The 21,454-nt window shown below is 47.3% G+C and carries 20 protein-coding genes; 5 read left to right on the forward strand and 15 right to left on the reverse strand.

The genetic code is table 11. The annotated features are described in order from the left end of the window. Nucleotides 1-155: 155 nt before the first annotated feature. From EL173_RS10995 to EL173_RS11005, 3 genes are all read right to left on the reverse strand, one after another. The gene (locus tag EL173_RS10995) at nt 156-740 is read right to left on the reverse strand and encodes a MarR family winged helix-turn-helix transcriptional regulator (RefSeq protein WP_014571503.1); all 585 of its coding nucleotides are present in this window, start codon (nt 738-740) and stop codon (nt 156-158) included. Nucleotides 741-1,023: 283 nt separating this feature from the next. Continuing rightward, the gene (locus EL173_RS11000; protein WP_014571505.1) at nt 1,024-1,491 is read right to left on the reverse strand and encodes an NUDIX hydrolase; all 468 of its coding nucleotides are present in this window, start codon (nt 1,489-1,491) and stop codon (nt 1,024-1,026) included. A gap of 237 nt (nt 1,492-1,728) precedes the next feature. Then, a complete protein-coding gene (locus tag EL173_RS11005) occupies nt 1,729-2,418 on the reverse strand; it encodes a 2,3-diphosphoglycerate-dependent phosphoglycerate mutase (RefSeq protein ID WP_005684733.1) in 690 nt (229 codons plus the stop codon). A gap of 269 nt (nt 2,419-2,687) precedes the next feature. On the opposite strand from EL173_RS11005, the gene EL173_RS11010 reads away from it, so the two are divergent. Together EL173_RS11010 and EL173_RS11015 are read left to right on the forward strand one after the other, a co-directional pair. After that, on the forward strand, nt 2,688-2,894 hold the full coding sequence (locus tag EL173_RS11010) for a hypothetical protein (RefSeq protein WP_014569929.1): 207 nt from the start codon (nt 2,688-2,690) through the stop codon (nt 2,892-2,894). Nucleotides 2,895-2,997: 103 nt separating this feature from the next. Then, nucleotides 2,998-4,044, forward strand: coding sequence for a zinc ribbon domain-containing protein (locus EL173_RS11015; RefSeq protein ID WP_015764653.1), 1,047 nt, complete (start codon nt 2,998-3,000; stop codon nt 4,042-4,044). A 163-nt stretch (nt 4,045-4,207) separates the two neighbouring features. Here EL173_RS11015 and EL173_RS11020 read toward each other — a convergent pair whose 3' ends face one another. From EL173_RS11020 to EL173_RS11030, 3 genes are all read right to left on the reverse strand, one after another. Next, complete coding sequence (locus EL173_RS11020; protein ID WP_014571507.1) at nt 4,208-5,305, reverse strand: serine hydrolase domain-containing protein; 1,098 nt, start codon at nt 5,303-5,305, stop codon at nt 4,208-4,210. Next, nucleotides 5,295-6,371, reverse strand: a complete 1,077-nt coding sequence (locus EL173_RS11025) for an AI-2E family transporter (RefSeq protein WP_005714699.1) — start codon at nt 6,369-6,371, stop codon at nt 5,295-5,297. Before EL173_RS11025 ends, EL173_RS11020 begins: the two co-directional genes overlap by 11 nt. A 90-nt stretch (nt 6,372-6,461) precedes the next feature. Further along, the gene (locus EL173_RS11030) at nt 6,462-7,163 is read right to left on the reverse strand and encodes a class A sortase (RefSeq protein ID WP_005684728.1); all 702 of its coding nucleotides are present in this window, start codon (nt 7,161-7,163) and stop codon (nt 6,462-6,464) included. 298 nt (nt 7,164-7,461) lie between these two features. Here EL173_RS11030 and EL173_RS11035 point away from each other — a divergent pair, with 298 nt between their 5' ends. Then, nucleotides 7,462-7,872, forward strand: coding sequence for a GtrA family protein (locus EL173_RS11035; protein ID WP_005692619.1), 411 nt, complete (start codon nt 7,462-7,464; stop codon nt 7,870-7,872). Nucleotides 7,873-7,963: 91 nt separating this feature from the next. On the opposite strand, the gene spxB is transcribed toward EL173_RS11035, so the two are convergent. The 9 genes from spxB to thrC form a co-directional block, all read right to left on the reverse strand. Next, nucleotides 7,964-9,724, reverse strand: coding sequence for a pyruvate oxidase (spxB, locus tag EL173_RS11040; protein WP_014571508.1), 1,761 nt, complete (start codon nt 9,722-9,724; stop codon nt 7,964-7,966). Between the two features lie 185 nt (nt 9,725-9,909). Further along, complete coding sequence (locus EL173_RS11045; RefSeq protein ID WP_005692615.1) at nt 9,910-10,812, reverse strand: glycine betaine ABC transporter substrate-binding protein; 903 nt, start codon at nt 10,810-10,812, stop codon at nt 9,910-9,912. Nucleotides 10,813-10,823: 11 nt separating this feature from the next. Then, nucleotides 10,824-11,675, reverse strand: coding sequence for an ABC transporter permease (locus EL173_RS11050; protein ID WP_005692613.1), 852 nt, complete (start codon nt 11,673-11,675; stop codon nt 10,824-10,826). Continuing rightward, a complete protein-coding gene (locus tag EL173_RS11055; protein ID WP_005692611.1) occupies nt 11,668-12,891 on the reverse strand; it encodes a quaternary amine ABC transporter ATP-binding protein in 1,224 nt (407 codons plus the stop codon). Before EL173_RS11055 ends, EL173_RS11050 begins: the two co-directional genes overlap by 8 nt. A gap of 352 nt (nt 12,892-13,243) precedes the next feature. Next, nucleotides 13,244-13,975 (reverse strand): DNA/RNA nuclease SfsA, encoded by a 732-nt coding sequence (sfsA, locus tag EL173_RS11060; RefSeq protein ID WP_005692607.1) that lies wholly within the window; start codon nt 13,973-13,975, stop codon nt 13,244-13,246. Between the two features lie 333 nt (nt 13,976-14,308). Further along, complete coding sequence (locus EL173_RS11070; protein WP_005692603.1) at nt 14,309-14,770, reverse strand: universal stress protein; 462 nt, start codon at nt 14,768-14,770, stop codon at nt 14,309-14,311. Nucleotides 14,771-14,818: 48 nt separating this feature from the next. Continuing rightward, nucleotides 14,819-16,078 (reverse strand): carboxylate--amine ligase, encoded by a 1,260-nt coding sequence (locus tag EL173_RS11075; RefSeq protein ID WP_005692601.1) that lies wholly within the window; start codon nt 16,076-16,078, stop codon nt 14,819-14,821. 281 nt (nt 16,079-16,359) lie between these two features. After that, nucleotides 16,360-17,238: a homoserine kinase gene (gene thrB / locus EL173_RS11080; protein ID WP_005692599.1), complete on the reverse strand. Its 879-nt coding sequence runs from the start codon at nt 17,236-17,238 to the stop codon at nt 16,360-16,362. Continuing rightward, entirely contained in the window at nt 17,204-18,718 is a 1,515-nt protein-coding gene (thrC, locus tag EL173_RS11085) for a threonine synthase (protein ID WP_005692597.1), read from the reverse strand. Before thrC ends, thrB begins: the two co-directional genes overlap by 35 nt. A 107-nt stretch (nt 18,719-18,825) precedes the next feature. On the opposite strand from thrC, the gene EL173_RS11090 reads away from it, so the two are divergent. Together EL173_RS11090 and EL173_RS11095 are read left to right on the forward strand one after the other, a co-directional pair. After that, nucleotides 18,826-20,025: a homoserine dehydrogenase gene (locus EL173_RS11090; RefSeq protein ID WP_005692596.1), complete on the forward strand. Its 1,200-nt coding sequence runs from the start codon at nt 18,826-18,828 to the stop codon at nt 20,023-20,025. After that, nucleotides 20,022-21,368 carry an aspartate kinase gene (locus tag EL173_RS11095; RefSeq protein WP_005692594.1) on the forward strand — a complete coding sequence of 449 codons (1,347 nt, stop codon included), beginning with the start codon at nt 20,022-20,024 and terminating at the stop codon, nt 21,366-21,368. The genes EL173_RS11090 and EL173_RS11095 overlap by 4 nt, the downstream gene beginning before the upstream one ends. Nucleotides 21,369-21,454: the final 86 nt, after the last annotated feature.

Consider the following 21,454-nt stretch of genomic DNA (forward strand, 5'->3'; position numbering starts at 1 on the left):
TTGCTTCCACCCTCACTTACTTATGATCGTTCCGAAACAAAAAGGAATCGCCCACCGGACAATTCCTTTTAAGTTGCTCGCTTATTCTAGATTAAGTCAGTGCATCCGCTACTTTTAAGCTTTTCAAGCGGAAGCGCCATCTTCACGACAACCGCTTAAAAATGGCGGTCGAAGCCATGGGGACCACCTGCCCCAAAGCTGCCAGGGTAGCCGCGGCGGGGACCATGATGCCCGTGATGAAAGCGCTCCGCCCACGCCCGCATATCGTCAAACTGTTTTCCTTCTGGCCAGCTGAGATCATCGCGATTAGCCAAATCCGCCGTTAATTTTTCAATTAACTTCAACAACTCGGCTTGTTCATCGTCAGTCAAACCGCTAAAAATTTGATCCGGTAAATCGGTTTTCAGCTTTCCGGTGGTTTCAATGAATTTGCGCCCATCGTCAGTCAAAGCAATGAGTTGAACCCGTTTATCGGTTTCCGATTCATGGCGGTTAATCAGGCCCAGTTCTTCTAGTTTCTGCACCAAAGCCGAAACCGAGCTAGGGCGAATGTCTAAAGCTTCAACTAAATCCGAGTTCGTTAGCTCACCGCGCTGATCGAGTAAGCGCAACAAACGCAATTGATTAGGTTGCCGCTGCTGATCACCAAAACGCAGGCTGCTGGCGATGGCCCCCATAAATGGCCGCTTTTGGAGTAATTGCCCGAATACTTTTAATAATGCTTCTGAAGTTTGTGTCATACTTTTTTGCTCCTTTTGAATACGAGATTTTTGAAAGTTAGTTTTGTTTACGTTCAACTAACTTACATTAGTATAATCACTTATTTAGTTAGCGTCAATTAAAACTAACATAAAATCATCAAGTGTTTTGAGTGCCCGCCTCAAAACAACCCCTGAGACTGTCGACCACAAGTTCCAACCCAATGTGGTAATGCTCTTCATTGCCGTCCCGATTCCAAGTGCTAGCAAAAAGCCCGCCCCTATCATCCCTGGGCGGACTTTACTTTATCGAATTGCTAGCTTTTTAATGTTGCTGTTCCCCATCCAAATAAGCGCGAACGCACGCAATCATGTCGCGCGATTGCATATTGAATAATGGTGGCAACTGATCGAAGTCAAAATACTTCAAAGCCAATGTCTCATTCGGATCAGCTTGCTCCAAACCGCCACCCACCGGCTTTACCAGATATAGTCGGCAGATAATCTGGGCCTGATCGCCATTTGGATACGTGGTAAAGCCCTGCTCAAAAGTGTGTAACGGCTTGATAGGCTCAACCAGCAAGCCTGCATCTTCCTTCATTTCCCGTTTCAGCGTCTCGACAAACGTCTCGCCATACTCCATCATGCCACCGGGTAAACTCCAATTGCCTGCATCAGTGCGCTGTTGCAGTAATATTTGTCTTTGGTCATTGACGACAGCACCCGCAACTGCATTTAGAAAAATCGGCATATGCCCGACCTTGCTGCGGATGTCTTTTATATAATTTGCCACTTGGCTGCCTCTTTTCTTGACTTCATTACATTGATTATTCAATAGATGCTTGGCAAGTGCAAGCGACTCATCACCCAGATCAAAATTTCGCACACAGTTGCTGGAGCCAAAAGCTGACCCGATTTTCTATAAAAAATTCTAAGCAACACCATACAAAAACGACCATCACCCTCAAGCGTCTTATCAACGCTCAAGGGATGGTCGTCTTTTCAATTATGCAAATGAGTTAGCGAATCATTAGTCCAACTTGGTCTTGCTGTTAACGTTCAACTTTTCATCAAAGTCATAAACAACCGGTTCGCCAGTTGCCATTTCCAAGTTCATGATGTCAGCATCGGAAATGTTTTCGATGTACTTGGTCAAAGCACGCAGAGAGTTACCATGTGCGGCAATAACAACATTCTTGCCGTCCAACAGATCTGGTGCGATGTGGTCTTCCCAGAATGGGATAACCCGTTCCAGCGTCACTTTCAGGTTTTCGCCGCCAGGAATGATCCGCGGATCAAGGTCGGCATAACGACGATCCTTAGCAGCAGAGCCTTCGTCAGTTGCCTTCAACAATGGTGGCAAAACGTCGTACGAACGGCGCCAGATGTGAACTTGATCGGCACCGTATTTGTCAGCCGTTTCCTTCTTGTTCAAACCTTGCAATGCGCCATAGTGACGTTCGTTTAGGCGCCAGGTTTTCATTTCTGGAATCCACAATTGGCCGGATTCTTCCAAGACGTAGTGCAGGGTCTTGATCGCACGGGTCAAAACTGAGGTGTAAGCTTGGTCGAATTCAAGACCAGCCTGCTTAATTAATTCACCGGCATGCTTTGCTTCTTCGACACCCTTTTCACTCAGATCAACATCTACCCAGCCAGTGAACTGGTTGGACAGGTTCCATTCACTTTGTCCGTGACGGATCAATACTAATTTCGCCATATCAGAGAATACCTCGCTTTTATGATTTGACAGTCTTCTGCCTGTTTACAGAATCTCATGTTACACCATTTTCAGTAAGTTCGCACCCGCTTTCTCTGGTATATTGGAAACATAGCAAAAAGAAAAGGTTTAACAACGTTTGTAACTGGTGCACCAGTTACGACACACGGTACGATGTGATCGACACGCACGCTTGTCAGTACAGGGTACCGATGCGATTCGGATTGACGTCCCTTATGACTTTTATGCTCAGTAATTTGGAGGTTCTCGTGAAAAAAATTTGGCTCACAATTGGTGGTATATGGTTGATCAGTGTCATTTATTTTTTGATTTATATCAACTTACCGGCGATGCAACTGGCAGTAAATGAAAACGGCTTTTTATCGTTGGTTCATGGCATCATGGATCTGATCTTACTTGGCGGTACGTTTGCCTTAGTTGCAGGAGGTCTTTATCGTTTATTTCATCGGCGGTAAGAAATTTCCCGTCATTTTAGTCAGTATTGTGTCTGTCTTTTGTTATGATTAAGTGACGATTGTTTTTGAAAATGGAACTGGGTTTAACTTTGGAGGGAATATCATGTTTAAATTATGTCCAAATTGTGGGGCACATAACGCACCCACTGCTAACTTCTGTACAAAATGCGGTGCAAATCTGGCGGGGGTGGCCGCCACACAGCCGCAAGCTCCCGCAACTCCTGACACAACCGATGGAAAAGCCGATACCGTTAGTGCGACTAGCCAATCACCCGTAGCAACCGCACCAACGGCAGACGCAAAATCTGGAGCAGCACCGGAAACCGCTAAACCGATTTCCACTCACACCACCCAAGCTGATACGGCCGCCGATTCACAAGCTGCCCAAAGTTCGGAAAGCTCAGCGGCCGCAACGCAAACTGCGCCGACTACCGACAACACTGCTACCGATGCTCCAACCAGTCAGGCCCCTCAGCCAACGCCACAGCCTAATCCAACCGTTGAGGCTACCAAGCAGTATGCGGGCAGTTACTGGCGGTATTTAGTCGATAGTATTAAGCATCCGGCCAGCATTGAGCGCACTTATCATAGTTATTTTGGACTGACCAGTCTGGCGATTACCATCGTTAGTCTGGCCTTGACGATTGCTTTGCGCGCCGGCTCGGCTTTTTCATCCTTACCCGGCAGCCTTGCCAGTTCTGTCATGAGTACATTTTTGAAGTTGCTGGTCTTAGTTGCGATTCTGGCGATTGGCGTGATTGCCATTTATTATCTGGGCGTTCGCGGCATATTAGGTGATCGGCGGCGGCGTTTTCTCGACTTTACGACAGATTATGCGTTCCACTGTAATTGGATGGTGTTCTTCTCCGTCTTTACCCTGTTAATGCAGATATTGGGTCTCATCAACGTTGGTTCGGCAATGTTAATTTCGTTATTATTGACCATCAGTCTTAGCCTCTTTTTCTTAGCCGGGCCTTATATGCTATTTACGGCTCAGTCAACTAATCATTTCGACAAGATTTACGCCCTTCTCATCGTCAGTGTGCTACTAGCCATTGTCTTCATGGTGATTACCATGTTTGGTCTTGCCAGCATCATGGGCAGCCTTTATCAAGGACTCAACGATTTTGGCCGCTCGTTTAATTACTAATACAGCTGGATCAATCGCGTATTAGCCACTTGGAATGCTTGTGCCATCAGTCAGGCGCATAAGGCACTCGCGCTAAAAAACAAGCAATTGCCGTTCAACACAAAACCGGTCCTAATGACATTTATCTTCTGTCATTAAGACCGGTTTTCATGTTCCTGCCTGGTTATTCCACCAATGCTTCTAAGTTCTGCGCCAGCGTCACCGTGTCGGTTGTCATCGTATGATTACCAAACAACACAACGCCACTGGTCGCATTAGCACGAAAATAAGCAAGGGTACTGAAACTTTCCGGATTGTCGTTGTACATGCCTTGCAATAAACGCTGATCGTCCAACCACGCTACCCCGCTGGCATACTGATTACCATCTGCATAATGTGCCGCAATTAACTGACGATAGACTTTTTTAGGAATAATCTTCCCGGTTTCCGCTGCAATGATCACCTTGGCCAAGTCGGTCACGCTCATGTAGACACTCCCACTGCCAAGTAAACTCGACAAAAGCGCCTGGCTTAAATCATCCGGCTGGTACGATTGATCATCTTCGCTCAGATAACCTTGCGCCACTGGCATTTTCGCCGATAACGCATCGAAGTTACGGGTGTGTGTGAGTTTTAACGGTGCCAAAATCGTTTGGTCTAGTGCCGCAGCGAAAGGCTTCTTTGTGACTTTGCGAATAATCCCCGCTAATAACGCATAATTGGCATTAGTATAAATAAAGCTATGGTCGCCGGTGGATCCTAGTTGATTCAAATTCCAGTCGAGCGCGGTTTTTTCTGATGTCAGTATTTGCTCCGGTGTAAGTTCATCCATCTGAATGCCTGAGCGATGATCCAGCAGCTGCCGAATGGTAATGTCGCGACTATGATCAATGTCGGGATAAAACTTGGCTAGCTTAGTAGTCAATGACAGCCGGTGATCGGCAATCAGTCGCCCAATGACGAGCGCCGTTAAATACTTTTCTACCGAGGCCAGCGGAAACATCGTCGTCCCATTATTCGCTAATTTGCGCGTATGATCTGCTTCACCGACACCGCCTGTATAAACAATCCGGCCCTTTTTGATCAAGGCAACACTGCCTCTAAAGTCGGTCGCATCAATCAGTTTACGAACATGCCGCCGCAACTGTGCTTGAGGAACAGGTCGTGCCGTAATCTTACTGACTTGACGCTGATGCTGGATCCAGCGCATCGTCACGCCACCAACGACGACCAAAACACCTAACACCGCCAAAATGATCAGCCACCGGCGTTTACGCGTCATTTTCATGATGCTCCTTTGGCTGCGGGACAGTGTCATAAGTCGAATGATGTGCTTTGGTTCCGGCAATCTTTTTGACCCCTAAAACATCCAGGAAAAAGGTGAAGATCGGAATGCCAACGATCAAGCCCCAAGTCCCAAAGAGCCGCTCTGCCACCAGCAACACGACAAAGGTGAAGAAGACAGGCAATTGCGTGCGGCTGCTCATGAACTTAGGATTCAAGACATATGCTTCCAACACATGAATCGCCGCAATCATGATCAAAATGGTGATGACATCTTGCCAGCCGCCAACCGTATACCCGATGATCGTCAACGGAATGAGTGAAATAATCGCCCCGGCAACCGGAATGAGTGATAACAGAAAAACCATAATCGCCAGACTCGGAATATTCGGCATTTTCATAAACAACAGCGTAATCGTCGTAATCACCGTGTTAACCACCGCGATAAAGATCTGGGCTTCCATAACAACCCCGAACGTATTGATGAATTTCAAGGCAAAATAACGCAGGTCTTTAAAATACCAGCCAAACGGTGAATCCAAAAACAGTTGCCCAAATGCCGGTAAGCTATCCAACTCGATGGTAAAGAAGAAACTCAAAATAAACGACAACACCAACGTCAAGCCCATCGCACCAATGTTACCGGCATATTCAAGAACCGTTGACAGGCCAGTCTTAAGTTGTTCGGTGAGGTTCAGGCTCTTGGTACTCTGCAAAACCCACTGCATCACCTGATTGTTGGCAAAGGCATCGCTGTTATAAAAATCCTGTACCGAATTAAACAGCGTGATCGTTTGGTGAATAATGGCTGGAACATAATGGACCGCTGCATAGATCAACCCTAAAATCACCAATATGTAAACAGGTACAACGATCACAAACGGCCGAACATGAACGTGGCGTTGAACCGCGTGCACTAAGCGACTGACTAGAAACGCAAAAATAAAGGTCAACAAAATGTCGCTCATAATGCTACGGGCAAACCACAAAACCAAAAAAACCGAGAATAAAACCACTGTACGTCGGACTGGCACATTGTTGATAAATTTTTCGTACGCTGACATCGTCTTCCCCACCATCCATTTTTCGCTAGTTAAATCTTAGCGTGCCGCAAAAAGAAAAAAAGTGCAAGCATTCGCCAGCACTTGTTCAAATTATAAGAAAATTTTCAGGTTCTTTTGATTTGCTTTCTTGACCGACTGAAGTTCTCCTTGAACAATGATCCGATCCACTTCGCCTTCTGTCGGTGACGCACATGTGACTAAGGTAATCAGTTTTTTGCCTGCCACATCATCGATCCATTGCACCTGAGTTTCGTTAACAATCTGTTTCGTGGTCACTTTGTAAGTGTAAACTTTCTTCATATTCGTAATCGCGACTGTATCGCCAGTTTGGACATTTTTCAAAGGCGAAAAAAGAATCCCTTGGTTGGTCATGTAGTGGCCGGCTAACGCATAATTGCCTTCGCCCATCTTCTGATCAGCCTTCATCGTCCCGGCGCCGGCGCTCAGGTTATCATTTGACAGCCCCTTGAGAATCGGCAACTTCAGATGAACGCTGGTAATGGCAATCTTACCAATCGGATGCAGATTACGGGTCAACGCGGCATTCCCGACCGTGTTGATATCAAGCGCTTTAACACCTTTAAAATCAAACGTGGCACTTCTTTTTTCGTTCTTATCAACTGTATTGCGATCAATCTGCCCCATCGTCCATTGGCTTAAATGATCAACGACAAACAGCTTAATCGGTTCGTTGAAAACCAGCGCTAAGCCCAGAAGGACACCGAGCGCAAAAATCGTCCGCCATAGCCAGCGATGCTTACGTGGGGACTGTTGTTTACCTGATTTCGTCATCGTTATCCTCCTTGCAAAGAGCATACCTTGAAACCCACTGAGATTCAAGCAGGCCCATGATACCCAAGTCTCAGCCTTTCGCTAACAAATTGTAAGTCAATTAGGCGGATAAACGCAAGTCAACAGCTCAGTCGCTTTTTTAGCTGCACACTGACAAGGGGTTATCGTTAATGTCACTCTCGCATGAACCTTATAAAAAGCATCTCACTACCACTCAGCTTGCATGGTATACTGACATCATTCGCTCACAACCAAGAACTGCATTGCATCAAACTCGAAGCTAGGAGAGATTTAACCTTTGAAAACGCTGATTCATCTATATAAACGCTACGAAATGATCATCAACTACTTATTTATCGGCGGGCTGACCACCTTGATCAATTTCGTCACCTTTTTTGTGATGCGCTATTTTGATATTGGCTTGGTCTTAACCAACACGACCGCTAACATTGTCAGTGTCATTTTTGCATTCTTCGCCAACAAAAGTGTCGTCTTCCACAGTGACTATTCAAGCAAAAAGAAGTTCTGGTTCGAGCTAACCAGTTTTCTAATCCTCCGTGGCGTTTCACTGTTGCTGGATAACTTCATTATGATTGTCGGCGTGGACTGGCTTCACGGCAACGAGATCCTGGTCAAAATTCTGGATCAAATTATCATTGTCGTCGCTAACTACCTGTTCTCAAAACTGATCTTTGTCCGCAAACGGTAGCTATGCTTATCGAGTTCTAGATTGTTAACTAAAACGTGCCCCAAAAGTAAAAACCGCTTTTGGGGCACGTTTGCGTTTTCATCAACCAAATTCAACCCACCGAAACATGATGCGCCGCTAGAAACGAACTAAACGGCACCAAATTATCAGCATAATAACGTTTCTTGAAGGCAGTAATTGTAGCGGCATCGAAACGATCCGGATCTAACTGCAGATGCTCGACCGGGATTGGCCGCTCATTCGTAATTTTGGCATCAATCAGTGTTGGCTTGCCAGCAATGCGATTGGCTTCGGCTTCATCAAACGCAGCCGCGAGTTCCGAAACCTTGGTGACGGTCAAACCGGTCATGCCCATACCCTTAGCAACCGTTGCAAAATCAATCGCTGGCATATCGACGCCAAACCATTCGTGTCCGTCATCCTCTTGCTCATCTTCAATATAACCCAATGCATTATTGGAAAAGACAACATTGATAATCGGCAGGTGGTACCGCACTTCTGTATCCAGATCCTGCATGACCATCGCCGCGGCACCATCACCAGCAAGATTGAACACTTGGCGCTGAGGAAAACTCAACTGTCCGGCTAAGGCTGCCGGCAATCCTGCTCCCATCGTGGCGAACAGTCCGCTGGTTGTCCACGCTTGCCGACCATTCACTTTCAGCAAGCGCACAGCATTTTGGGTGACATCCCCGACATCAATCGCAAAAATTGCATCATCGGTCGCAATGCGGTTGATCTGGCCGAATACCGGCTCAAAGCGCATATCACCAGTGGTTCGTTGCATCATGGCGTCATTATATTGGTGCCAATTTTTGACGTTATCGACATTAGCCTGATACCAGCCGCTGCTAGGAGCCTCATCACTGCGGGCAATCATTTTCTTCAAAGTTGCGGGTGCATCCGCTAAGATTGCCACATCTGTGTGATGCCGCTTGCCTAAGGTTTTGGGATCAGCTTCGATTTGAATAAACTTGGCTTTAGGCGAAAACATGACTTCCGCAAATGGATAATTCGAGCCGACAAACATGATCAAATCGGCCACCCGCAATGCTTCATTGGCCGGTTTCGATGCGACTCGTGCAGCCGAACCCAAGAGTGCTTCAAAGGCGTACGGAATAATCGGCTTGCCCAGCGCTGTGGTAATCACCGGCATTTGTAACTTTTTGGCTAGCGTCATCACCGTATCTGCTGCCCCGCGAACGCCTTGACCGACATACATCACCGGACGAGACGCGGTACGAATCAATCTTAATGCCTGATCCACCTGTTCATCGGTGCCAGCCGCTAAAATCGGGGTGGCATGGGTCGCCGCGGCACTGTAATACCCATTCGCCGGAATCAACTCGGCAGCCAAGTCGTTAGGAATCACCACAATCGCCGCACCATGAGCAGCATATGCCCGCCGAATCGCTTCATCAATGACATGCGGTAAACTCTGCGCTGTGGTGACGGTACGTGCATAGACAGCCGCATCCTGAAACATTGGATCTTCATCTAATTCCTGAAAGAAATCAGCATTCATAAACCGTTGTTCCACTTGGCCCACTAAGAACAAAGTAGGCACTTTATCCATTTTGGCATCATAAGCCCCTTGGAAAAGATGTGTTGCTCCGGGACCGGCTGACCCGAATGCCACCCCAATACGACCTGTCAATTTTCCATCGGCGACCGCTGCCAAAGCCCCGACTTCTTCATGGCGTACATGAATATACTTGATGCGTGACTTTTCCTCATCCAACGCGTACATCATGTTATTAAATGTACCACCGGGGATGCCGTAAATGTGCGTGACGCCCCAACTCTCCAAAGTTTGTAGCGCTGCAACCCCGGCTTTAATCGTCTCAGCCATCATAAGTCCCCCTTTTATTTAAAAACCGGCAATCTGAACCTGCCAGTTTTGGCGTGTTATTAAAGCTGCTTCCGCGGTTATACTAGGCACGAAAAGATGAGAAAGCAAATCATCTGCCTATGTAAAAACGCCAAGGATATGATCCGTCTTCATGACGAACCGTACCCTCAGCGTTTTGACAATGGTTACTTCAAATCTTCAATGCTATTAATATTCTTCATATACTTTGGAACGGCCAAACCGACCCGAGCGCCATCCATATTCACACCAAGATCAACAACCTGGTTCTTATAATCGGCGTATAACTTAGCAGCAGTATTTGGCAACCACGCCGATACCTGTGCATCTGCTGCTTTAGTCGCAACTGATGCCCAAACCGGCTGCGGTTCCATCGCGCGAATCGTCACTTTATAACCCACTTGCCGCAAAACGGTCGCCACAACGTTTGTGGAGGCAATTTCCGAATCCCAGGCAATATAGGTCAGGGTTAATTTAGGACTACCGCTAACATGACTAACACCCTTAGTCCATTGAGCAATTTGCTCCGGATGTTTCTTCACGTATGCTTTTGCAGCTGCAGCAGGATCCTGGCCATTGTTCACCGCCAACATCACACTAGAAATTTCTTTGGGCGTCCAGTGAAATTGATCAAGCACCTGGTAGGCTTGCGGAGCATCTTGCTTAAGCCCTTTACGCACAATCGTATGAATCTGTTCGGCTTTACCATAGACATTCTTAGGATCCTTCAAAAATTTCAACGGAAACTTGGTGAACATCCAGTGAGGCGTCCAGCCGGTCACCACAATGGGCCGCTTATCGGCAATCGCCTTTTGCAGCGTACTGGTCATCGCCGCGGTTGAGCTTGGTTGCAACTGCCAATTTTTTTGTTCCAATCCGTATGCTTTTAAGGCCTTGTCGGTACTGCTCATGATGCCGGCACCTGCATCGATTCCGGTAATCGTGTAGTTAATTTGCGGCCCTAAAGGCTTTTTGGCATCGTACTTAGGTTGGGTACTGCTGCATGCGGTCAAAAAGCCAACCGTGGCTACCATCGCCAGTGCCGCAATGATTTTTTTATAAAAAGTCAAACAGCCACCTCCTAGCGCGTGCGATTGAGACTTTGGGTAATCCGATCCAGAATGATTGCCAGAATAACAATCGCCAAACCGGCAACAAACCCGCCGCCAGCGTCGTTACGACCCACAGCAAAGTAAACCTTGGTACCTAGGCCCATTGCCCCAATCATGGATGCAATTACGACCATGGATAAAGCCAACATCATACTTTGGTTAATGCCAGCCATAATGGTGCCGCGAGCAAAGGGCAGCTGCACTTTGATCAGCTGCTGCCAACTCGTAGCACCAAATGCAACGGCTGCCTCATTCAAGTCGGCTGGTACCTGTTCAATTCCCAATTGCGTCATCCGAACAGTCGGCGGCATCGCGAAAATGACTGACGCAACAACGCCAGGTACCATCCCGATGCCAAAGAATGCCACGGCGGGAATCAAATAAACAAAGGCTGGCATGGTCTGCATAAAGTCCATCAACGGCTTAACAATCGCCGAAACGGTTTTACTTTCAGCAGCCCAGATACCCAATGGAATGCCGATGACAATTGCCAACAAGCTTGCGGTCAGAACCAAGGTCAGCGTCTGCGTCATATCGCGCCAAAATCCCAGGTTCCAGATTAACAACAGCCCCACTAATTCAAAAATCAGCAAACTGCGATACTTCTGCCCTCGCTTAAGGTACCAGGTCAGCGCCATAATCAAAATGATAAACAGCCAAATCGGAATGAAATCAAAGATCGCTTGAAAGGCATTGACAATCGTTCCGATAAAGTTCGTCAGCACACCGAAGAACCCGGCAAATTGAGTGAGCCAGTCCACGAAGGAATCAATCCAATGTGCTAATGGTAACGTTGGGATGGTGACTAAAAGATTAAACATTGACATTGACCTCCTGTCCTGAAAGTGCGCCAAGAACGGCACCACGAATAATAATCCCGCAAAGTCGTTTCTGATCATCGATGACAGCATACGGAACTGAAGTAGTCGACACAGCATCCAGCAGGTCAGCTAACGGCGTATCCATTTTTGTTGTCGGTACGTCGGTCTTAACAATCGTGGTTAAGTCCTTTTTCCCGCTATCAATGGCCGCACGAACATCATCGGCATCCAAGATTCCTACTAATTGTCGCTTGGTGTTGACAACATACAAGCTGGAAATCTCGTTGTCACGCATCCGCCGTGCTGCCAAACGCGGACCATCCTTGTCGATATTCACGGTGTTAGCGCGAATCATAACATTAGCTGCGGTATAAACCTGACTTCGATCCACACCTTCAATGAACTTCTCAACGTAATCATCTGCTGGTTGACTCAGAATCTCTTCTGGTGTCCCGATTTGAACGATCTCGCCGTCTTTCATAATCATGATGTGATCGCCAATCCGCAACGCTTCATTCAGATCATGGGAAATGAAAACAATCGTCTTGTGCATTTCTTCTTGCAGATCCAACAATTCGTCTTGCATATCACGCCGATTTAACGGATCAAGCGCAGAAAAGGCCTCGTCCATTAAGAGAATCTCGGCATCACTGGCCAACGCGCGCGCCAAGCCGACACGTTGTTGCATCCCGCCAGATAATTGATCAGGAAATTGATCGGCAAACCCGTCTAATCCCACTAAATCAAGCGCTTTGTTGGCTTTAGCTTCACGTTCGGATTTATCCATCCCCTGAATTTCCAAGCCAAACGCTGCGTTTTGTAAAACAGTTCGGTTAGGCAATAGCGCGAAGCCTTGAAATACCATGCTCAGCTTTTGCCGCCGCACTTCACGCAGGTGTTGCTTGTCCAACTTGGCAATATCATCACCATCAATCAGAACTTGTCCGGCAGTCGGTTCAATTAACCGATTCAGCATTCGCAGTGTGGTTGATTTACCCGAACCAGAAAGCCCCATGATAACGAAGATTTCCCCTTTTTTAATAGTGAAATCAGCTTGATCAACACCCACGGTTGCGCCCGTAGCTTTTAGAATCTCAGCCTTGGTTTTCCCTTGCTTTAACATTTCTTTGGCGCGATTGATTCGTTTGCCAAAAATCTTGGTTAAACCACTCACTTCGATTTTTGTTTCAGCATCATTTTCAATCTTGTGTTGCATTTGCTCACTCCTCTCAGGCACTTTAACGAATTAAGATCTCGTTTTGGTGCCCGGTACTTTTTAAAATCGCTCATGACCTGATGTAGCGATTTTGCTCTGTTTCAGAAACAGTTGTCATCGAATTGAAACAATGCTAACCATTGTACGAGTCATTTGTGTGTGATTCAAATCACGGAATCTCATTTTCATTTTCAAGCCTCGCTGGTGTTTTCACTTGCTGAAAATTTTAACCATAACAAAAAAGCCCTCATCGGCATGGGATTGAGGGCTAGGGACGATTGATGACCCGCTAATCGTGCATCGTAATCGTTGTCAAGTCAATATGAAAATATCATGACCGAATTCTCATATTTCACAAACTCGCCAAGTTCATTTCCGTAAATGGCAGATGCTCGTCAAACAGGATCGGCTGGCCCAAAGTAATAAAATCCGGACCCGTCATCGTGTCATAAGCCAAGACGCGCACACCGTTTTGCTTGGCAATTGTGATTGCGGTGACAAGCTCTGGAAACCGTTCACGATAAATCGTCATTTGCTGAATATTGGGTAACTGCACAATAAAAACCAAAAATGCCTGATAGCCTTCCGCTTGTGCCATTGTCAGCGTGTGCACATGCTTCAGCGCTCGTGTGGTGGGTGCATCGGGAAACGCCGCCAATGTTTGGTTGGCTAATGTGACGCCTTTAGTTTCAACAAACCATTTTTTGCCATCAGCCGCAGTTCCCGCAAAATCAAGCCGGGAATCGCGCCAGGTGGTCTCGGGACGAACCGCATAAGGCAAGGATAATCCGGGCAATTTCATGGTGCCAGCCTCCAAGCATTCTCTGGCAACGTGGTTGGGGGCTAAGCTGTCTATATTAATCCAACGATTCTGCCGCTTTACCGCAAGCAGATCATAGTGCGTCTTCCGGTTGGGATGATCCACATACCGGACACTGGCAAGCGAACCTGGCACTAGAATTTCCTTATTCCGGCCAGTGTTGTTCATATGTACCGATGTCGTCACGCCATCAATCGCAATTTCAACCGTAAACCGACTCACGCGCCGGATCAGTTGCCCGACACTGACATTTTGATACTGCATAAACGCTCCTCATTTCGATTTTGCTTGAACAGGTAGCATAGTGCTTATTAACCGCGCTGACTTATGCTCATAACGTGTTTGCTGGCGCAGGGATTTGCGTGTAAGGACCTTGGTTGCAATGGCCACTTATGTTCTGGTTTACGCCCATAACGCGCTCCCCGGCGCAGAAGTCTGCGTGTAAGGACCTTAAGCGCAATGGCCAAGCCCGGGCCATCACGCTTAAGGCCACTTACACTCCGACTTCTAACCGCGCCGGCTCGCGCTTACACAAAAATAGCAGCCGTAGACTTTATCAAATCTCACGGCTGCTTATTTGAATCATAGCACTGACAATTAGCGGACAATAATAACGGATACCGCTGCATCGCGGGCTACTTCGCTTGCAACGTGGCCCAGTCGCAGACGGCCACGACGTACGTGTGAACCCATGATAACCAAGTCCGGCTTGAACGCTGGAATAACCTCGTCAAGCAGTGCTGCTGCCGGGCGACCTTCAGCAATAATCGGCTGGGCCTTCTGTACGCCGAACGCACGGGCTTTTTCAACATAAGTATTCAGGTTCTTCGCCATTTTTTCCCGTGCTGCTTCAACATCATCAGGTGTCAATGACTGGAAAATATTCAGATCGCCGGTTTCAAGTACCGATACAATCCCCAGCGGAATATCATAAATCTTGGCAACCGTGCAGGCGTAGTTCAATGCCTTGCGCGAGGAGTCGTCATCATCATCATCAACCGCCAATAACAGCCGATTATAATGCACGGATTCAATCGTTAAATCATTTTCAGTAACCAAAAGAAATGCCCCCTTGCAAGTTTAGGTGTCCCTAACATGTTTATTTTATCACACATCGCCTTTGTTTTCCGCAAAATACTGCTTAAAGCGGCCAACATAATTATGAAACATATATTTCAATAATAGCCAGCGTTTAAGCGTCATATCGGGTTTGTAAAAGACAGTCGTCCCATAACGCTTTTCTTTGATCAACTTCAACGCTTCCCGCTTGGCCTCGTTGTCGGCAGAGTATTGCTTGAAGACCCGTTCAGGCACCCCAAGCCATAATTTGTACTTGCTGCGATCGGAATTGCCATAAACAGTCGGAGCATCTTTGAGATCACCGGTGATATAATCGCGCACAGGCCAGCTGGCAAGATTATAGCCATTCAGGGTCACGAAAAAGCTGCTGCGTCCCTGACGAATATTAATCTCAAATAACTTAAACGTGTTGTCGCGGTGATCGTACTTCATATCAAAGTTAGCAAAACCGGTAAACTTGATGGCTTCGAGAAATTCTTTGATTTGATCATACAATGTATGATCAAAAGCTGGCATAATCGCCACATAATTCCCGATAGACGCTGGAGTGGGATCTTCAAGTAGCGGATGCCCAAGACACATCATTTTGACATGATGATACTGGTCGACATAACAATTCAACGTCCGCATATTGCTGTCATCACCCGGTACAAAGTCTTGAAGAATTAAGTCAGATGTATACCCATTGTCATAAATCTTGGCAATGGTGTTGGTCAATTCGACTTGGGAGTGAATCGTGAAGGCCTTCTTACGCCCTTCAAAGTGGATATTCAACCATTCCACCGAATCGGTCGGTTTCAGCGCCACAGGAAATTCAAATGGCGCCGTAATTGTGGCGTTGCTTTCATACATCGACTTGGTCACGATCTTAGTGGCTGGGTAAGGAAGATGGTATTCTTCACAAACCTGGTAAAAGCTTTCCTTACTGTTAAGGCGTTTTAAAAGATCATAGTCGACATATGGGCAGATAAACCACTGACTTAATTCATCTTTATGTTTGGACACCAATTGTGCGTATGTATCACCGCATGCAATTAGCAGCAGACGCCCAGCCGACGCCGCGTGCAGATGCGCAACTTCACGCATTTTTTCGATAAAAGTCGGGTCAGAATCAAATTGCTTAATCAGATGGACATTTACGATTCGTGAAAAGCGTGTCGGTGCCAGCTGTTCACGCGCATAGACATCAATCGCCCCGCCGATCATCTCGTGGAACGAACGCGCCATACCATACACGTTCATATCACTGCCAAGCAGGATGGGGGTAAAACTGGGTGTATCTTTCATCTGAATGATAATCTCCTCGTTCGATTAGGTGCGGGCAAAAGAATGCCGGGTACCATGAAATTTTCATTGAAAGTGCAGTGGCAAGTTGTCTCAGCGGGTCCAAACTGCACTAATAACTTTCCCTGAGCGGTTGGTCAAAATGAATATTGCCTTCAGCTCGTCGCCCCAGAATTATACCATACTGGCAATCTGCATTCATGAAGATACTAATAGGATAACAGTTTTTCAAGATTTAGATGCAAAAACGCCAAGTGTCAGGGCTTGGCGTTTTTTGATATTGTTCAGCTTTCTGAAACCCGCACCCCTTCTATACTCGGCTGGACGACCTGCACGCGCCATGCCGGCCATTGTTGGCTGGCGGCTGCTTGCAGCTGGCGAGCAGCCGTTGCTCCTTCCACAATTGCAAGCAGGGTCGATCCTGAACCCGAGATCAACAGAACGCCATTGGCTGCGGTTACCAATTGACGGACAGCCTGATAGTCCGGAATCAATGTGGCACGATAAGGTTCCTGCATCCGATCATGGGCCACTTGATGTAAAAGCGGCAAATCACCATCGGCCAACGCGCGCGTCATTAAAACGCACCGCCCCATCTGATAAGCAGCATCTGCGTAAGTCATCGTTGTAGGAAGGATTTTTCGTGCTTCTGCCGTGCTCACAGCATAGTCGGGAATGAATGTCACTAACTGCAACTGTGAGCTGACCGGATACTGGCGCACAATGGGCTCTGTATCTGCCAAAATAGTTGCACACAGCTGACCAAAAATTGCAGGGGCAGCATTGTCCGGATGTCCCTCCATTTTCGCTGCAAGCTTCAAAAGCTGAGTCCGATCCCAGCCGGCATGAAACCACTCATTCGCCGCAGCAATTCCGCCAACAACACACGTAGCCGAACTCCCCAAGCCCCGAGAACTAGGAATATTCGAATCGACCGTAATCCTTAAATTTGGCACTGGTTGATCAACCGCCTTGGCAAATGTCGCAAACGCTTGATAAATCAAGTTCTGTTCATTGGCAAAGTCAGGATCATCCCCAACAATCTCAAGCTTTTGGGTGCTCGCTTCGAAGGTGAACCGAGCTTTGAGATCAAGGGCTAATCCTAAAACGTCATAACCAACGCCTAAATTAGCGCTTGTTGCCGGAACGGACACGCTGATCATCGTTAAAAACCTCCTTTGCGGCTGCAATGATCGCCTGACCCATTTTGTCCGGCGCCACCACGTGTTTAGGTTGGGCAGTCAAAGTTGCCAAGCGCGCTAAATTAGCAGGAATCGGAACACCACTCATTTGTTGTAACTGGGTCATCACGGCAAAGTCGTCACCTGTCACCGGCAAGTCAAGGGCTTGAGCAACTGCACGTGGAAATTTGTATGGACTAGCCGTTGCGAGTAACACATTAGGCGTCGGATCGCCGGTTGTCTCCCGATATTGCTGCATCACATGGTAGCCGACAGCCGTGTGAGGATCCAACAAATAGCCGTTTTGCTTCCAAACCGCAGCAATTGAAGCTGCAATCTGCGCATCTGCGGCAAAACCGCCAGCAAAATCAGCCTGAATCGCTGCCAAAACATCGGGCCGTACCTGATAGCGGCCGGTTGTGGCCAATTCTTCCATTAACTTAGCCACATATCTGCTATCTTCACCACTCTTATAGTAGAGTAGCCGTTCCAAGTTACTGGAAATCTGAATATCCATACTTGGCGCAACCGTCTTTAGGAACGGGCGATTGCGATCATAAATACCGGTTTCAAGAAAGTCCGCCAGTTCATGGTTGGCGTTGGCCGCGGCAATTAATTGATGAATCGGCAAACCCAATAACTTCGCGTAGAAACCAGCTAGGACATCCCCAAAGTTGCCAGTCGGAACGGTGAAGTTAACCTTTTGACCCAGCTCAATGGCACCTGATTCAACCAGTTGCAAGTAGGCGGAAAAATAATAAACCACCTGGGGAATCAAGCGCCCGATATTAATCGAATTGGCGGCCGAAAGCGTTACTTGTTCCGCCTGCAAACGCGCCGCAAAACCGGTGTCGGTAAAGAGATCTTTAACGGCACTCTGCGCTTGATCAAAATTACCGCCAATTGGGAAAACCCGTGTGTTATTGCCGGTTGTCGTTAACATTTGCCGCTCCTGAATCGGACTAACCCCATGATCAGGATAAAAGACGGTAATCCCGGTTTGGGCGACATTTTTGAAGCCCTGCAACGCTGCAGTCCCGGTATCGCCACTGGTTGCGGCTAAGATCATGATGCGATCTTCCGGATCCAGTGCCAGGCGCATCAATTGGGGTAGTAGTTGCAACCCCAAGTCTTTAAAGGCGCTGGTTGGGCCATGAAATAGCTCTAAAACATGAAAATCACCCACAGACCGAACAGGCGTCAGCCGGCGATCAGAAAAATTTTTATGATATGCAAATTGGATCGCCTTTTTCAGCGCAGCAGTGTTAAAATCAGGCAACAGGGTCGTGAGAACATTCTGAGCAATCGTTTCATAATCTTTACCTAATAAATTTTGAAGATTCAAGCGGTAATCCGTCAAATGCGGTAAAACAAATAACCCGCCTTCTTCGGAGATGCCTTGCTTGATCGCTTGTTGTCCAGTCTTGCTAACGCGCTGATCCCGTGTACTTGTGTATCGCATGTGAACGACTCCTATCTGATCCGACTTGTTTTTGCAATAAGGATATGATAATCTGTTCGCATTAGAAAAACAAGTGTCTATATTTTATATACAAGGAGCTGAAGAAAATGAATATTGCCATCTTAGGTTTTGGTACTGTCGGTAGCGGCGTTTATGACATCGTTGAAAATGGTGATCGCCGAATGCGGGTCACTGCTATTTTCATTCGCCCAACCCACCCAGCTACGATGCCTGAGATGACAACAAATTTCGATGCTATCCTTGCCGACCCGACTATCGATGTTGTCGTTGAGGCTATTGGCGGCTTGCATCCTGCTTATGATTATATCCTACGTGCACTGCAGCACGGCAAACATGTGGTGACCGCCAATAAAGCTGTCGTTGCGCAACACCTGCCTGAATTCATCACAACGGCGGCTCAGCATCACGTTCGCTTTTATTTTGAAGCCACTACTGGTGGTGGCATTCCCTGGATTCGCAATTTGGAACGCGCTGCTCGCATTGACCAAATCGATACCATCGAAGGCATCTTTAATGGTACGAGTAATTATATTTTGGATCAAATGCAACGGGCGCATCTCGATTTTGACCCGGTTTTGTTGGCAGCTAAAGACATGGGCTATGCCGAAGCCGATCCCAGTGCGGATATTGATGGTGACGATGTGGTTAACAAGCTGAAAATTTCCGCCGCACTGGCTTACGATATGGTTCCGCCGCGTGATGTTCCTAAATTTGGCATTCGTAATGTCACCAAAGCCGATATTGACTTTTTCGCCAGTCGTCACCAGGTTTTACGCCTAATTGGCAAGAGCAGACGAGTTGGTAACCATTATAGTATGGTCGTTGAACCGCGTCTTTATCCGGCGACTGCTTTGGCGGCCAACACGTTTGAAAACTTCAACCTGATCCGACTGCACGGCCAGACCATTGGCGATTTGCAGTTTTATGGTCAAGGCGCCGGTAAATATCCGACTGCTAATGCCATTGTTCAGGATCTATTCGACATTCTGGAAAATGCCCCGCATCTGACGCGGCACTTTAATCAGAACTTACAATTCGATGCAGATCTGAATACTGCTGATTACTTGCTGCGCGCCGATCCGCTCACGTTTGCCATGTTTAACGATAAGGACACCGAAGTCGTTCAGGATCATCTTTTAATCAAACAAATCCCGACTGGTGAAATGCATCGGCTCATGCGTGGCGTTTTGGCAATTGATGCTCATGCCTTCATGGCAGCCATTGGCGATAGTGAACTGACCACCCGTAACGTCAAAGAACAAGTTGATCAGGGGGTAATCGAATGAAAGTCGTTAAATTCGGCGGCAGTTCGGTTGCCGACGCCGGGCAGTTTCAAAAAGTCAAAGCCATTATCAACCAAGACCCGCAGCGCCAAATCGTTGTCATCAGTGCAGCCGGTAAATATGGCGATGCAACCCGCAAGTTGACCGATACCCTTTATCTGATTGCGGATGGACTCGAAGCCGGTCGTGATGTCACCCCGCTTTTTGCTCAAGTGACAGCCCGACTGGAAGCTATCAATCAGGCTCTACATTTGCATGTGCCACTCATAAAACTCATGAATACGATTCGTCATCACATCGCCACTCATTACTCGCGCGATTATCTGGTTTCGCGTGGTGAGTTTTTAACCGCCCACCTGATGGCTGCCTATTTGGGCTATACCTTCGTTGATGCTGCTGATCTCCTCTTTTTTGATCAAAATGGGGCAATCGATGAAGCCAAAACATTAGCGGCTTATCGGCGGCTACCGCGTCATCATGGGATAGTTGTTCCCGGATTCTACGGGCAAAATGCTGCCGGTCACGTACAACTCATGGCGCGCGGCGGGTCTGACATTTCCGGTGCGTGGTTGGCGCGGCTGGCTCAAGCCGATCTTTACGAAAATTGGACCGATGTTTCCGGAATCAAAATGGCCGATCCGCGAATTATTCAAGATGCCGATAGTATTGATGTGATGAGTTATGATGAATTGCGCGAATTGACCTATATGGGCTTCAGTGTTTTTCAGGAAGAGGCTGTCCAGCCAGTGCGAGAAAGTGGCATTCCAACTCGCATTCTTAATACGAATGCCCCGGAAGATCCGGGCACATTGATTATCCAAGATGATGACCCGGCAAATGATATGCGGATCATTACCGGGATTGCCGGTCGCAAGCATTATCTGGTGGTGACGATTCGGCAATATCAACTGGCATTACATCTCGATATCATTCAGCATGCACTGGACGTCATTGCTGATCATCATTTGGTCGTTGATTATCTCCCCACTGGCATTGACAGTTTTAGTCTGTTAATTCGCGAACCACGCCATCAGGTTTCCGTTCACGAACTCACGGCAGCAATTAAAGCAGCGTGTCAGCCTGATAAACTTGAGGTCACCGAGAATGTTGCACTCATTGCGATGGTTTCCCGAAAGTTACGGCAACGACCGGCAATTGCCGGCAAGGTCCTCGCCTATCTAGACGACAACCTGCTCAATGTCCAGCTTGTCAGCCAGACCAATGACGATATCAATTTGTTAATTGGCGTAAATGATAAAGACTACGACAAAGCCATCCGCGTGATTTATAGTAGTATTCATCAAAATTTTCACCGCCCGGCGCCATACATTGAAGGCATTGCTTAGTGTATCCCGCCGTGTATTAATTTCTTTAGACATCAACCAAAAAGTGGCTCCGTTGCGATTTTAGAACAATCGCAAACGGAGCCACT

It is taken from the genome of Lacticaseibacillus rhamnosus (genome assembly GCF_900636965.1).
Lineage (GTDB): Bacteria > Bacillota > Bacilli > Lactobacillales > Lactobacillaceae > Lacticaseibacillus > Lacticaseibacillus rhamnosus.